13 protein-coding genes are annotated in these 15286 nt (G+C 59.4%); all 13 read left to right on the top strand.

Annotation, left to right across the window (positions count from 1 at the left end; translation table 11 throughout):
- Positions 1-4: 4 nt before the first annotated feature.
- The 13 genes from BJF91_RS11395 (at position 5) to BJF91_RS11335 (ending at position 15255) form a co-directional block, all read left to right on the top strand.
- Entirely contained in the window at positions 5-2350 is a 2346-nt protein-coding gene (locus BJF91_RS11395; RefSeq protein WP_139310723.1) for a DNA cytosine methyltransferase, read from the top strand.
- Entirely contained in the window at positions 2347-3660 is a 1314-nt protein-coding gene (locus BJF91_RS11390; RefSeq protein WP_075614659.1) for a hypothetical protein, read from the top strand. The genes BJF91_RS11395 and BJF91_RS11390 overlap by 4 nt, the downstream gene beginning before the upstream one ends.
- Complete coding sequence (locus BJF91_RS11385) at positions 3653-5473, top strand: DNA primase family protein (protein ID WP_075614658.1); 1821 nt, start codon at positions 3653-3655, stop codon at positions 5471-5473. The genes BJF91_RS11390 and BJF91_RS11385 overlap by 8 nt, the downstream gene beginning before the upstream one ends.
- A 389-nt stretch (positions 5474-5862) precedes the next feature.
- Entirely contained in the window at positions 5863-6639 is a 777-nt protein-coding gene (locus BJF91_RS11380; protein ID WP_075614657.1) for a hypothetical protein, read from the top strand.
- Between the two features lie 289 nt (positions 6640-6928).
- The gene (locus tag BJF91_RS11375) at positions 6929-7558 is read left to right on the top strand and encodes a phage tail protein (protein WP_075614656.1); all 630 of its coding nucleotides are present in this window, start codon (positions 6929-6931) and stop codon (positions 7556-7558) included.
- Positions 7559-7799: 241 nt separating this feature from the next.
- Complete coding sequence (locus tag BJF91_RS11370) at positions 7800-8402, top strand: hypothetical protein (RefSeq protein ID WP_075614655.1); 603 nt, start codon at positions 7800-7802, stop codon at positions 8400-8402.
- Positions 8399-10414: a terminase gpA endonuclease subunit gene (locus BJF91_RS11365; RefSeq protein ID WP_075614654.1), complete on the top strand. Its 2016-nt coding sequence runs from the start codon at positions 8399-8401 to the stop codon at positions 10412-10414. The genes BJF91_RS11370 and BJF91_RS11365 overlap by 4 nt, the downstream gene beginning before the upstream one ends.
- Entirely contained in the window at positions 10411-12066 is a 1656-nt protein-coding gene (locus BJF91_RS11360; RefSeq protein ID WP_075614653.1) for a phage portal protein, read from the top strand. The genes BJF91_RS11365 and BJF91_RS11360 overlap by 4 nt, the downstream gene beginning before the upstream one ends.
- Positions 12066-12332 carry a hypothetical protein gene (locus BJF91_RS11355; RefSeq protein ID WP_075614652.1) on the top strand — a complete coding sequence of 89 codons (267 nt, stop codon included), beginning with the start codon at positions 12066-12068 and terminating at the stop codon, positions 12330-12332. Before BJF91_RS11360 ends, BJF91_RS11355 begins: the two co-directional genes overlap by 1 nt.
- Before the next feature lie 10 nt (positions 12333-12342).
- Entirely contained in the window at positions 12343-13263 is a 921-nt protein-coding gene (locus BJF91_RS11350; RefSeq protein WP_075614651.1) for a S49 family peptidase, read from the top strand.
- Positions 13264-13408: 145 nt separating this feature from the next.
- The gene (locus tag BJF91_RS11345; protein WP_075614650.1) at positions 13409-13861 is read left to right on the top strand and encodes a hypothetical protein; all 453 of its coding nucleotides are present in this window, start codon (positions 13409-13411) and stop codon (positions 13859-13861) included.
- 3 nt (positions 13862-13864) lie between these two features.
- Positions 13865-14227, top strand: a complete 363-nt coding sequence (locus BJF91_RS11340; RefSeq protein WP_075614649.1) for a head decoration protein — start codon at positions 13865-13867, stop codon at positions 14225-14227.
- An 11-nt stretch (positions 14228-14238) separates the two neighbouring features.
- Positions 14239-15255 carry a major capsid protein gene (locus BJF91_RS11335; RefSeq protein WP_075614648.1) on the top strand — a complete coding sequence of 339 codons (1017 nt, stop codon included), beginning with the start codon at positions 14239-14241 and terminating at the stop codon, positions 15253-15255.
- The last annotated feature ends 31 nt before the right edge of the window (positions 15256-15286 follow it).

Genomic DNA, 15286 nt, shown 5'->3' with positions numbered 1-15286 from the left:
GAATATGAGCTTTTTGCCGGATGACTTCCTGGCTTCGACCTCTACCCCCGCATTGACTGCCGGTCGACCCATGATCGTCGACAGCTTCGCCGGTGGCGGCGGCGCGTCGACTGGCATCGAAATGGCGCTTGGCCGCTCGCCGGATATCGCCATCAACCACAACCCGGCAGCGCTGGCGCTGCATGCAGCCAACCATCCAGAGACGCTTCACCTTTCGGAAAATGTCTATCGGGTCGATCCGCTCGACCACATGCGCGGCAAGCATATCGGGCTGATGCATTTCAGCCCCGATTGCAAGCACTTCTCCAAGGCCAAGGGCGGCAAACCTGTCGAGCGGAATATCCGCGATCTCGCCTGGATCATTCCGGGATGGATCGAGCGCATCCAGAAAAGCGGCGGCAAGGTCGACGTCGTCACCATGGAAAATGTCGAGGAATGGAAGGATTGGGGACCGCTGGTGCAGACCCACAAGGGCCTGATGCCGGATCCGGAACGCCGCGGCGAAACCTTTGCCGCGTGGAGCAAGGCAATCAAGAAGCTCGGCGGCAAGATGGAGTTCCGGGAAATCAGGGCCTGTGACTTTGGCGCACCGACCATCCGCAAGCGGCTGTTCCTGGTGATCCGGTTCGACGGCAAGCCGATCGTGTGGCCAGAGCCGACGCATGGCGCGCCTGATGATCCCGATGTGATCGCTGGCAAGAAGCTGCCATGGCGCACGGCTGCGGAATGCATCGATTGGTCGCTTCCGTGCCCGTCGATCTTCGATACCGCCGCCAACATCTTCACCAAGCATCGCCTGCGGGCCGTTCGTCCGCTTGCCGATGCGACGATGGCGCGGGTGGCGCGGGGTATGAAGCGCTATGTTCTCGATGCCGAGCGGCCGTTTTTGGTGTCGGTGGCCCATGGCTACAGTGGGGGCCGGCGCGAATATTCGATCGAAGACCCGATGGGCACCGTGACCAGTGGCGGCATATCGCATGCTGTCGTCTCCCCGCATCTGGCCTCCTACTATAGCCACATGGATGGTCGGTCGGAGCGGGTTTCGGAGCTTGATGATCCGATCGCAACTATCCCAACGGAAAACCGGCATTCCTTGATCGCGCCATCAATCAGCCGGTTCAATTCGGGGGCGACCGGCTCGGCAATGGATGAGCCATTGTCGACCGTGACCGCGAACAGTTTTATCAAGAGACCAGGCGGCTGCGCGCCTTTAGGTGTGCTTGCGCCGCACCTGATGACCATGCGCAATTCCGGAAAGCCGTTCAACGAGGCGGATAAGCCAGCCCACACGATCACCGCCGGTGGCGCTGGGCTTTCCGTCGTTGCCCCGGTTCTGACGCATGCCCAACAGGGCGGTGCAGTCCGCTCTGTCGAAGCGCCGCACCACACCATCTGCGCCAGTACCAAAGATCAGAACTCGGTCATCATCCCGACTCTCGTGCAGACTGGTTATGGTGAGCGAGCAGGCCAAGCCCCTCGCACCATGGACATTGAGAAACCGCTCGGCACGGTGGTTGCCGGCGGCGTGAAGCATGCCGTGGCCGCCGCGTTCCTTGCACAGCACAACAATGACAGCCGCCGCGTCGGTGGCATCAATCCCGGTAGGGCAGCCGACGAGCCGATGTCAACCGTGACGCAATCCGGTGCGCAGCAGGGTGCGGTATCCGCTTTCATTGCCCGGCAGTTTGGCAACAGTACCGGCCATGCAGTTGAAGAACCGGCAGGAACGGTGGTCGCGGGTGTGAATAAGTCACAACTGGTCACGCCGTATTTATCTCATCTCTACACGTCGAACACCGCAGGCGGCCAGGGCGACCTTCGTGTCCCGATAAAGACGATCACGGCTGGCGGCGGCCACGCGGCCTATGTCTCGCCATTTATGGCTTCGTATTACGGCATGGATACGAAGGGCGCGGAAGACGAGCCCTGCCATACGATCACGACGAAAGATCGTCATGGCCATGTCGAGGCCGGAGTTTCCGTCCCGCCCTTTACCGCTGGCCAGGAAGACCGGGCCCGACAGGTTGCCGACTTCTTGAGGTCTTTCGGCTTCTGGGACGAACGGGAATTCGTGACGCTTGTCATCGATGGGCAGACCTATGTCGTGGTCGATATCGGCATCCGCATGTTGACGCCACGCGAGCTTTACAATGCGCAGGGCTTCCCACCGGATTACGTGATCGATGGCGGTTGGCAGACGCCGAGCGACGGCGGAGCGCCGGTCTGGGTCGATTTCCCGAAGAGCGTGCAGGTCTCATGCGTCGGCAATAGCGTCTCGCCGCCGCCCTATGCGGCGATCGTTGCGGCGAATTGCCAGGATCTTGTCGAGTTTCGGGAGGCTGCTGAATGACCAGCCCCATCATCAACGACTTTATCGAGCGCGCGAAAACCATCACTGTTTCGGAAGCGGCCGGGCGCATCGGACTGCGAGCCCCGGATCGCGGCGAATATCAGGGGCCGTGCCCGCGTTGTGGCGGGAAGGACCGGTTTTCCGTCAATCTGTCCAAGAATGTCTTCAATTGCCGCAGCTGTGGCGGTGGGCGCGACGGTATCGGCCTTGCTGCCCACTGGCGGGGCTATAACCTGCGGACACGAGCGGAATTTCTGCTGGCCTGTGCCGATGCGCTGGGCGAGGTGGTGCCTGCCGAAGGCGAGCAAGAGACGGATGAAGAGCGGGCGGCCCGCGAGCAGCGCACGGCAGAATTCCGGGCCAAGGCGCAGGCCGACAATGCGCGGCGTGAGGAGAAGGTTGAAAAGGAGCGCCAGAAGGCGATCAATCTCGGCCGAGGCCTTTGGCTGAATGCGCTGGATTGCATGGCAGCCGGCCAGCGGCCGGCAGAAGGCTATGCGCTGGTCCGCCGTTACCTGCGGTTTCGCACCGGCTTCTGGCCGCATGATGGCGTGTTCGACCATATCCGTTATCTGCCTCGTGCCACCTATTACCATGGTGAGGACGAGTTTCGCAGGCCTGTGTCTCTTTATGTCGGACCGGCGCTGTCGGTGCCCTTCGTCAATCTCGAGGGGCGGATCACCGGCAGCCAACAGATCTGGATCGATCTGACCAACAAGCCGAAATTCCGGCCGATGCTGATCGATGCCGAAGGCAAACCCCTATCGTCGAAGAAAATGCACGGCGCCAAGCGGGGGTCGTTCCTGCCTGTCTTCGGCAGCCCTGATGCCGATCGCTGGGTTGTAGGCGAGGGGATTGAAAACCCCGCAGCGTGGGCCGGGCCGGAAGGCTGGCGCGACGATACCTTCTATCTGGCCGCCGGCGATATCGGCAATCTGGCGGGGCCGCGTGATCCGGCCTCGGATTTCGTTCACCCAACGCTCAAGACGCTCGACAAGCTCGGCCGCGCCCGATCCGTGAAAGTGCAGGGGCCGGTTCCGAAGCCGGATCAGGCGCCCGATGATGCCATGCAGGTGCCGGCGCATGTGAAAACGCTGCTGGTGCTGGCCGATGGCGATAGCGAGCCGGTCCAGACCGCCGCCTGCCTCGCCCGCATGGCCGCGCGGCTGGAGCGGCCCGGGCTCGACATCCAGATCGTCTACCCGCCGGAAGGCACGGATTTTTCGGATGCCTTCGCTGATGGCGTTAGGCACTGGGCCCTCTCGGGTAGAGAGTTGCCCGCCTTTTTGGAGTGCGATGAGAATGACTGATCCCAAAAAGCCGGATCTGCCTCAGGAAGTTCATCAGATCTTGCAGATGGCGGCTGCCCAGCGTCAGGGTTATGCGCCAAACCCCGAAACCCCTGAAGACCCTTTGGGTGATGCCCCTGCCGCTTTGGCTGGTGATAGCGATCCTGATGACGCTGTCGTTGAATTCTGCGCGGAGCTGGACCATTCCGACACCGATAATGCTACGCGCCTGCGGTTGCACTTTGGCGACGATATGACCGTCATCGCGCAAGAGAAGGCGAAAACGCCGCTCTATGCGGTTTGGACTGGCAGCCACTGGGATGTTGCCAATGGTAAGCCCAAAGCAATGGCCATTGCGCAGCGCCTCGGTAGCCGGATCGCTGCGGAAATCAAATATATCAAGCCGAACGAATTTGAGCAGTTCCTGATCGATAGCGCTAAGGATGCACTGGCCAAGAAAGAGAGCGAGCGTGATGCCGAGGAGCGTAAGCTGGTATCGGCGGCGCAGGCTGCGTCAGAGTCTCATGGAAAGCGGGTCGCGAAGCGGCTGAACCATGCCGTCACCTCGAAAAACGTTGCCCGGCTGAATGCCATGCTGGAATGCCTCTCGCCGCACATCATGAAATCGCCTGACGATTTCAACGCCGACAAGTGGATGGTCGCGGTGAAGAACGCCACATTGCGGTTCGAGCGGACCATGACCCGGAAGAAGAATGCGCGCCACAAGAGTGTCGAGGAGACGCCTGATGCGCCGGAATACCTGCAGGTGTGCACCGACGCCAAGCTCGTGGTCATTCCAGGCCATCGACGCAAGGACTTGATCACGCATGTCGTCCCGGTTCGCTATGATCCGAAGGCGAAATGCCCTCAATGGGATGCGTTTCTCAATAGCAAATTACCGGATGAATCGGTCCGGCGCTTGGTCCAGGTTAGTTCTGGTCTCAGTTTGCTCGGCGTATCGGTGCAATATCTGTTCTTCCATTACGGAAACGGCGCCAATGGCAAGTCGGTCTACATGGAAACGCTCTGCCGGATCATCGGCGATGCCTCGGTGACACTGCCATCGAGCAGCTTGATCGGTGAGGGCGGGTCGTCCGGAAGTGCTAGCCCTGATGTTGCCCGCCTGTATGGAAAACGGTTGTTGCGAGTGAAGGAGTTGCCCGAGGGTGAGGATCTGCGCGAGAACCTGGTGAAGGAACTGACAGGCGGGGAAACCGTCACGGCGCGCGATCTGTTTTCCGGATATATGGATTTCCAGCCGTTGTTCATCGCGATGATGAGTGGGAACGGCTATCCGAAGATCAGCGGTACGGATGATGGTATCTGGCGGCGAATGGCTGTTGTCCATTGGCCGCGCCAGATTGCTGTCGAGGACCGGCGCGACTTCGAAGAGGTTGTGCAGTCGTTCGTGCCAGAACATTCGGGTATTCTGAACTGGCTGATCGAAGGCGTTTTCATCTATCTGCGGGAAGGGCTGGTCATTCCTGAGGCCGTCAAAGTCGCCACACAGCAATATCGCGATGACATGGACCGCACGGCTGCCTTCGTGGCGCGGTGTGTGGTCAAAAATGAGAGCGCAGATCCTGTCGAAGGCAAGGTGCTGTATCAGGCCTATTGCGATTTCACCATCGACCAAGGCGGCAAGCCCATGAACGTGACTGCGTTTGGGCGGGAAATGGGCAAGAAGTTTGCCAAGGACCGGACGTCTGGGATCGTTCTTTATCGCGGTATTTCCCTAGCGAATGTGCCAGACGTGCCGCAGAGCGGGCCGCCAGCGCGCTATCATGAAGAGCCGTTTCCGAGCGGGCCAGAGAGCTATGGCGGGCCATTTTGATGCGCGCTGACGATTATCGTTGCTTTTGGCGCGGCCATCCATCACAGATCGTTCTTCGCCTCTTCCATGCGCCGTTTCCCCGGAACCCCTGCGCAGATCTTGCCAGTGCTGATAACTGTCTGAAATCTGACAGTTCTGACAGTTGGTCAGATAGTTTCACCGACAGTTTAAGCCGAAATTTCCCAACGAAATCAACAAATCCTGACAGTTCCGACAGTTTTTCGGCCCTATACGTATAAGGGTTTGGGGAGGTCGGGAGGTCTGTGTCGAATTTTCTCTATATGTGTAGGTGAAATAACTGTCAAAACTGTCTAAGTTATTGTAATATATAATGATAACTGTCAAAGAACTGTCAGGTAAACTGTCAAAACTGTCAGAAGGTGTATCTCATGAAGAAAATCACGATTGAAGCCTTTCTGAATTGGGCTTTCACCAAAGAGCTTTGCAAGGTTGGGTCTGGATCAGACGGCAGCCTCGCTTCGATTGCGTCTGCATGGGGCATGGTGGGCTCATTTGCCGAATTGGGCACGATGATCGACCGTAGCCCGAACGGCTATGGCGTGATCCCTGACTTCATTGAGGACGGTCTGCCGCATTCGGATGCGGTCCGGGCGGGGGACGCGGTTCGACAGCTGTCGTTTGTTGCACTCGACATCCCAGAGGGCTGGAACCCGTTCCCGGAATGGGCTGATGATCATGGCCTGATCGCGGCGGAGGTCGAACGTGTGCGGGCGGAAGTGATGATCAAGGGCGACAGGTTGGCCGGCCGCCATGTTGCCGCCCTGGTGACGACATGTGCGTTGTTGAACCGGGGGCCGGACTGGCGTGCTACTAGGCCGCGCGAAGCCATGGTGGCGGATAAGGACAATAACCCGCGTTGGTTCTGCCAGAAGACATCCAAGGATGCCTTTGGCCGGTCATATACCATTGAGACGGACGGCTTTGATCGCCGCACCCGCAAGCCGCGCCGTGGCGCCTATCGCAAATACCAGTTGGCATCTTCGATCCGTGGCGCAATCCTCGACCGCATGGAATGGCAGCAATGGCAATCCGCTCTCATGATCCTGGCGGCAGACCTAACTGATTTGCTTGGCCACGAGATTATGCCCTTCGAGCCAGATCTTGAACCATGGGCGCATGAAGAAAAATCCATCGAAATTGCATAGGTATTTGAAAAGACTGGCGAATAATCGCAATTGCGGTCAATTGACGGGCGACCAATATTTGACATAGGTTGAACACACTGAAAAAGATAAGAAAAACCCGCTGGCGGAAACGCTCGGCGGGTTTCGCATTTCCAGCCGATGGAGGCGACCATGAACTCGCTGCTGTAATGGCGGCTTTCAGTGAGAGGCGATGATGTTCGGTGCTGTCCTGGGATAGCAGCCGACTATTACGACCGAACATCCTCAAGCGGCCCAGCGATCGCCTAAACCAATTCGGAGCACGCGCGCAATGGCTGACCTGACATTGCATTGGGGCGACGTTTCCGGCCTGAAGCGGCTGGAAAACGCGATGATGCGGCTCGATGGTCCGCAGAAGAGGATCGTCCTGCAGCGGGCCGTGAACCATACCGGCGATAAGGCGCTCACTCAGGTGACGCGGACGCTGGCAAAGCAGACCGGCTTGCCATACCGCACGATTAAGAAGGCTTTGAAGGTCGGCAAGGCAACGGGAACAGGCATCAGTCGGGAGACCGGCGAGATCGTCTCGTTTACCGATGCGTCGTTCAATTACACGATCACGGCGCGCGGCGGCGACATTGCCCTGAAATACTTCAAGGCCCGGGAAACCAAGGCTGGTGTGACCGCAGCGCCATTCGGCAAGCGCACGCTCTTCGCTGGCACGTTCATGAAGGGCGGGCGTTTCCCTGGCCGGGTGAATGCATCATCGCTTCACGGCCACGTCTTCCGCCGGGCGGGAAAAGGTCGAAACCCGATCGAGCTTCAAAACTCTGGGGTGATCATTCCGGCCGAGATGGTGACGGGTGCAAGTGCCAAGGTCTTCACCGAGACCGTCGACACCGACCTGCCGACGAGGGTGATGCATGAGATCCGATATCTGATCCCCGGATTTTTTGAATGATATCAATGGCTTGGATGTTGAAAACGTTGTTTTTAACAACGATTTCGACCCCAAAGCCGACCATGGTGCAGAAATGCCACACCCCCCCTGGTCAAGGGACCGTACCCAGCGGCGACCAGCCCACGAACAGACTTGTGCCCGGGTTTCTGTCAGTCGGAGTGGTCAAAATATTGGGTTAACGCGGTTGACGGGGTTAACGGCGTGGTTGACCGGGTTGACGGTTGAAAGGTGACGGTAGTCGATGTCTGATGTGATGTGGTCAATCACCGAAATTGCGGTGAGAGACGGCGTCTCGAAGGCTGCGATTTCCAAGGCCGTCAAGAAGATGCTGGAAAGCCAGCCAGACACGCCGGTCGAGCGCGGGCCACAAGGCCAAGTCATGCGGTTGTCGCTTGCCCATTACGACCATTACCGGGCGCGGCATATTAACCCGGCGAAGGCCTCGGCGCCAATCCGGCAGATTGGCGCCGACGACAGGCCGCCCGCATCCGGTCCACTTTTGCCGCAGAGCGAGAGCTTCGATGAGGCGCGGCGGCAAAAGGAATGGCTGGCCGTCGGACGCGAGAAATTGCGGCGGCAGGAGGAGTGCGGCCAGTTGGTCCGCAAAGACAGCGTCGATGCGGCGGTTCGTGCCATCGGTGCAGAGCTGCAGGCCATCATCCGCCGCCTACCGAACAGGGCCGACGATATCGCGCTCGCTGTTTCGAAAGAGGGCGTTCATGGTGTTCGGGTCGCGTTGCGGCAGATCGCATTTGAGATCGGCAACGAGATGGCGGACAAGCTTGAAGCGATTGCCAGCCAGGCGCCTGATGGTGATCCGTTGATCGAGGATGAGGAAGGGTGACGGTTCATCCTGGTGCGCTGCGCTGCGTTGCATCGGCGGCAGCATCGACCATTCGTCCGACGCCTCCGGTGTCTTTCGATCGGTGGTTGGCGCAGAACGTCGTGCTGGTCGACGGCCCTAAGAAAGGCGAACTCTGGTCTGCAGCCGACGCGCCCTATCTGGTCGAGATCGCGCAGTGTTTGAGCCAGGAGCACCCGTGCAATCTGGTTTCGGTTCGAAAGTCGCAGCAAACCGGCGTGTCCATCCTGGCGCTGTCTTGGATGATGTACATCGCCGAGAACTGCCCGGACAACGCGCTCTATGGCGTTCCGGGAATCGATGCGTTGCAGGATATCAACTCCGGCAAGCTGCAGCCGTTGATCGACGAGTGGCAGAAGCGGACAGGTAAGGAGACGATCTACCCTGCGACCAGCCGGTCCGGCGTCGGGTCGACCACCTACGAAAAGAAGTTCGCCGGTGGTGCGATCTACCTGGCCAATGCCAACACTGTCATGGATCTGTCGGCTAAGACGGCGCGCTTCGGCGTGAAGGACGAGGTGTCCAAATGGAACATGCTGCCGAATGGCGCTGATCCGGAAAACCTGTTCTTCGGTCGCTTCACGGCGTTTCGCCGGCAGAAGACTTATAAGATTTTCGAGCTGTCCACCCCAGAGTTGGACAGCGGCGATGCGCTGGGCGAGGGGCCGGGCCATTGCCGGATAGACAGGTCGTTCCGGCGATCAGACCAGCGTTTCTGGCACATCAAGTGCCCAGAATGCGCTTTCGAGCAGGTCCAGGAGGATCAGAACTTTCTGATCAACCGGGGTCAGCCACACAAATCTGTGATGCGCTGCACCCGGTGTGGCCATCATATTTCGGAGATGGAGAGGGTATCAGCTGTCCGGGAAGGGCGGTATATTCCTGCGTCGTCAGGGCCGGATCGCCATCCCGGATTTCATGTCGACGCCTTCATGTCGTTGATGATGTCCTATGAGGCGATTGCCGAGGACAAAATCAGCTACGAAGCGAAGGGCGAGGCCGGCGCGAAGGATTACCACAATCTGATTTTGGCCAAGCCCTATCAGATGAAAGGGAATGCACCGGACCACAAACGGCTGATGGAGCGGCGCGAGGATTACAAGCCCGGCGTCATCCCTCCTGGCGGACTGCTGTTTGTGGCCGGTGCAGACGTCCAAGGCTATGGCATCTATTGCGAAGGTGTTGCCTTCGGAGAAGATCGGCAGAATTGGAACGTCTTCGCCGAGTTCTTTGAGGGCGCGACGGACAATCCTCAGGCCGGAGCCTGGCTGCTGTTTGAGGAATTCGTTTCGCAGGAATTTCCGGATGCGTCCGGGGTGCTGCGTAAGATCGATGCCTTGGCCGTCGATGCAGGCTGGCGCACCAACCAGGTTATGGAATGGTGTCGTCGTCATCCGAATGCCTATGCCACGAAAGGCCAGCCGGGCCGAGGCCTGCCAGCGATCGGCATGCCGTCGCGCAAGACTGTCACGAAGCGGGGCAGACGCAAGCGGTTCGGTTCGGCCATGTCCTGGCCGGTCGGCACATGGGCGTTGAAGGCAGAGTTTTACGGCAATTTGCACAAGATCGGTCTTGCGGCTGGAGAGGCGCAGGACCCGTCCGGCTATTGCCATTTCCATAAGGAACTCGGCGAGGAATATTTCCAGCAGATCACCGGGGAATATTTCCACCAGGCATTGGTGAAGGGCAAGCTCCACGAGGAGTGGAAGAAGCGGCGAGAGCATAACCATTTTCTCGACTGCCGCATCTATGCGATGGCTATGGCCGAACATCTTGGCCTTTCGAAATTGAGCAAAGACGATTGGGCGAGGCTGCGGGCAATGCTGGAGCCGGAAATCATTCCGGATCTGCTGTCTTCGGTCAGCCATAAGGTTTTGCATGAGGAGCGGCCAGTCGAGCCGTCCAGAACGTTGGTCAGTGCTCCAGCTGCGCCGGTACTGGAAAAGACGAAGCCAGAAAAACCGACTGGAAACAGGTGGAAGAATCGCAAATGACGGAAAAGCCACGGGTGAGGGTGAAGGCTGGCAGCGTGAGCGTGCCGGCTGTACGCCCCACGGGTGCGCCCCGCAACGGGCGCGCCTCGTCCGCATATATGCGCGACAGTCAGTCCGGCGTCATCGCGTCCCGTCCGGCGTCCCTGCGCGAGCATCGCGACGAAGTGCGCCGCATCTGGTGGCGGGCGGCTGGCCTTGCCATGGATATGTTGCAGAATTCCGGCCGTCTGCGCGGTGCAACCGATCAGATCCTCGCCGACACGATCGGGGTCGAGTTGCAGCTCAACCCGAAGCCGGATCTGACCCGTTTCGGTTATGACCAGTTGGAGGCGATTGCCTGGACCCGGTTGGTCAAGGCCGAATGGAAAACTTGGAGTTGGAACCCGCGTGAATGCGATTTTCGTGCGAAGCTGACTATCCCGCAGCAAACCGATGTCGGCATGCGCAACTGGCTGGCCTTCGGTGAGAGCACCGGCGTCGTCTCCTATCTGCCGAGCAATCAGCGCCTGCCGGGATGCCGGACCGGCACCAAGATGTTGATACTGTCGCCGCAGAAGTTGGTGCAGGATACCAATGAGATGGTCGGTCTTTATCAGGGTATCTTCCATGATGCTTATGGCCGTCCGCAGGTCTATCGGTTCAAGGAACGACGCGACGGTTTCGAGACGACGGTGGATTATGCCGCAGCGGATGCCGATGGCCGGCAGCTCGTGCTGCATGCCTTCGATCCGTTTTCGGCGGAGGATGTGCGCGGCATTTCCGTGCTGGTACCGACGTTCCGAAAATACCTGATGGCCGAAAACACCGATGACGCCACCGCGCAGGTCATGTTCATGCAGACCATCTATTCGGCGGTTTTGAAGAGTGACAAGCCGAGCGCTGAAGTGTTCGAGGCGCTGGAAAGCCTCAGAGATAGCCCCTTGGACGGTGCCAAGGATATGGCGCAGGATGTCGTCGATTATTTCCGCGCGCAGATGGATCGGGCCGCCGAATCTGAAATCCGGATGGGGGCGGGGGCCGGTGTTTCTCATCTGGCGCCTGGCGAGGACCTTGAGTTCAAAAACATCACCGCGCCCGGTTCCTATTACAAGGATTTCATGGCGGCATTGCATCGAGAGACGGCGCGTGGGCTCGGTATGAGCTACGGCGGGTATACGTTGGATTACACGGCTGCCACCTATGCCTCGACGATGATGGAGAATTCGGCGCTTTGGCCTATTGCCCAGCGCCGGACACAGAGGATCGCCGCCCAGCATGTGCTTGTGCCTTACGGGAGCTGGCTGGACGAAATGATCGAAGAGGGCCGTATCCCCTTCAAGGGCGGCCTCGAGGTCTACCGGGCCAACCGCGATGCGGTGCAATGGGCGCTTTGCAACGGCCCAGCCAAACCGACAGCGGACGATTTGAAGCGGGCGAAGGCATCGAGCGAGAGGATTGCCAACGGTACTGGTATGCTCACAGCCGAAACTGGCGAACTCGGTTCCGATGCCGAAGAGGTCTTCGAAGATCGCGTCTGGTGGCACAACCGTTACAAAGAGGCGGGCCTGCCATCGCCGTTCGAGCGCGGCCTGCCCAGCGATCCTGCTGCATCTGGCGAGCAGGATGGCAGCCAGGAAAAGACTGGTAGCCAAGAACAGACGGCGGGTGCCTGATGGCGATGGTTACGATCAATGGCGCCGAGGTCGACCAGGACGATCCATGCGCGCTGTTCCAGGCGCTCTATTCGGTGAAGCTGAAGATCCTAGCGGGCGAGCAGGTCAGCCAGATTTCGATTCAGTCGCCAGTCACCCGCGATCAGGTGGTGTTTTCGGCGGCAAATATGTCGGCGCTCAATGAGGAATTGAACCGGCTTGCCGCCGCCTGCCAGCAAAAGACGACTGGTCGCCGGCCAAATCGCCGCTGGTCCCTGCGGTATTAGAGGATAGATCATGAGTTTTCGCTACGGCCATGTCGCGCAGCGGGTGTTCAATACCCCGCTGCTCTACGATCCGCGCAAGGCGGAAGCGTTCCTGCAGGGTATGGGAAGCCGGATCGCCGGCGATACGGTCGTAATCGCCAACCCGGCCGGTGCAACGGATCATGTCGCCTTCGGCAACGGACGGCCTTTGGCGGGAAAGGTCGGCAATCGTCTGGAGCGGGCCTATCAGCGCGCCAACATGCTGCCGTTCGACATGATCGACAATGTTGCAATCATTCCGATCGAGGGAAGCCTCGTTCATAAGGGCGGGTGGATCGGATCAGCTTCGGGTGAGACGTCCTATCAGGGCTTGCAAGCCCAGATCTCGGCGGCGCGCAAATATGCGGGCGTTAAAGGCGTGGTGTTCGAAGTCGATAGTTTTGGTGGGGAGGTGAACGGCGGCTTTGAAACCGCCGCTGCCATTCAGGCTTTGTCGCGGGAAAAGCCGACGCTGTCGATCCTGACGGATTTTGCTTATTCGGCGGGATATCTTCAAGCATCGCAGGCCCGGGGCATTGTCATGCCGGAATTCGGCGGCGCCGGGTCTATCGGCGTCATCATCATGCATGCCGATTATTCGCAGGCGCTCGACCAGGACGGCATCAAGGTCACCATCATCCGGTCCGGCAAGAAAAAGGCGGATGGCAACCCTTACGAGCCTTTGTCGGCCGATGTTGCGGGCCGCTGGCAGGCGCAGGCCGACCAGATGCGCGACAAATTCGCCGAAACCGTCGCGAAGGGCCGTAAGAACCGGATCACGAAGGCAAAGGCACTGGCCACGGAGGCCGATGTCTATGACGCCAAACAGGCCCTTGCGATGGGGCTTGTCGACGCCATCGGCGATCCGATCGAGGCATTCGATGCCTTCGTGAAGGAAGTTAACCGGAGTTGATCCCATGACAAGTTTGATTGCCGCGATCCGGGGGATGGTTTCTCCGGACCCGCATTTCCATGCCCTCGACGAGGGTGAGCCGGACGCATCAGCGTCCCTTTCTGAAGCGCCTCTTAACCCCGAGGCATCAACCACTGGAGGTGACATGTCTGCAAACCAGACAGTGCCCGGCGCGGCGTCCGCGACCGGTACAATCGCCGCCGTCGCTGCCGCCGTTCAGGGTGGTGGCGACGGCGTTCAGGCCGCCATGGACCGGATCACCACGATCCTGTCGGCGGAAGGCATCAAGGGTGACGGCAACCGCATGGCCGCCGCTCTCGATCTGGCAAAATCGGCTCCTGGCATGATGGCTGAGCAGGTCGTGGCTTTCATCACGACCAATGTAGCCGGCGCTGTTGCAGCCGCCCCGGCGACGCCCACGGCAGCGACGACGGCTTCCGCTCCGGCTGGCCAGCCGAACGCCTCTTATGAACAGCAGCGTCTCGCCGCTGCCAATCTCGCCATGCCGGGTGCTTCGCAGGCGCCGGCTAAGGAAAGTGTCGGCGCATCCTGGAAGGATGCCATCGCGAAAGCCGGCGTCGGCCGGAAGGGAGCATAACCCATGACCGTACTGACCGAAAAGCTCGGCCCAGGTTCCTGCATCATTCAGGAAGGTGATCATTTTTACAGCCGCGACGTCGTCGTTGTTACGGCTGGCGTCGACGTGACGCTGCCCGCAAACACTGTGCTGGGCAAGATCACGGCATCCGGGAAATACGCAATCTACAACCCCGCCAACAGTGACGGCAGCCAGACGGTTGCCGGCATTCTGATCTATCCGCTGACCGGCGAAGACGAGGCAACTGTGTTGCGCCGTCACTGCCAGGTCAAATCGCCGCTGCTGAATTGGTTCAGTGGTGCGACCGACAACCAGAAAACCGCTGGGATCACCGCGCTTGCGGCTCTCGGCATCATCGCGCGATAAGGAGCAATACCATGGCATCCATGGACATTTTCAGGGACGATGCCTTCAGCATGGTGGAGCTTTCCGCTGCGGTGAAGGAAGTCGAATACGTGCCTCAGTTGCTGGGATCACTCGGCATTTTCGAGGAAAAGGGCGTCTATCTCCGCAAGATCGCCGTCGAAAAGAAGGGGGACACTCTCAGCCTGATCCCGACGTCCCCGGATGGCGCTCCGCCGCGCCAGTCCACGCCTGACGTAGGCAATGTCCGAGATTTTCGGTCTGTCCGTCTGGCCGATGGTTTCACCCTTTACGCTTCCGAAGTTGCGGGCTTCCGCGCTTTCGGGACGGAAAGCGAGCTGAAGGTCGTGCAGACCGAATATGCCGAGCGCATGGCGACCGTGCGGACAAACATGGACTTGACCCACGAATATCATCGCCTCGGTGCGTTGCAGGGCAAACTGCTGGACGCGAATGGCACGTCGGTCATCTACGACTACTTCGATGAATTCGATATTGCCGAGCCTGCGGCCATTGATCTCGCTCTCGATGTCGACACCACTGACGTTCGTGGCAAGCTCCATGAATTGACCCGGAGCATGGCGCGTTCCGCCAAAGGGGCGTTTACGACGGCGACCAGCGTTCATGCTCTTGCGGGCGACGAGTTCTATGACACTCTCGTGAACCATCCGAAGGTTATCCGGACCTATGAAAACTGGGCTGCCGCTGCTGATCTGCGTCAGAACATTGCGTTCCAGGCCTTCACCTTTGGCGGTGTGACCTGGCACAATTATCGCGGCACGGACGATAATTCGACGGTCGCCATTCCGACGGATGAAGCAAGCATTTTCCCGGTCGGCGCAAGCAATGTCTTCAAGAAGTTCGTCTCGCCTGCCGATGAATTCATGCCTTTCGTCAATACCAAGGGCCAGGATGTCTACGCTATGAATATCATTGACAAAGACCGCGAGGCCTGGACGAAGGGCGAACTCTACTCCTATCCGCTCTACATGTGCGTTCAGCCGCAGGTTCTGCGGCGCGCCACGCTTTAAGCGCACCTCGGTCAAGGCATGAACGGCGGAT

Origin of the sequence: Gillisella taibaishanensis, from assembly GCF_001938985.1 — a bacterium.
GTDB classification, from domain to species: domain Bacteria; phylum Pseudomonadota; class Alphaproteobacteria; order Rhizobiales; family Rhizobiaceae; genus Allorhizobium; species Allorhizobium taibaishanense.
This window is presented reverse-complemented; position numbering and strand designations above follow the sequence as displayed.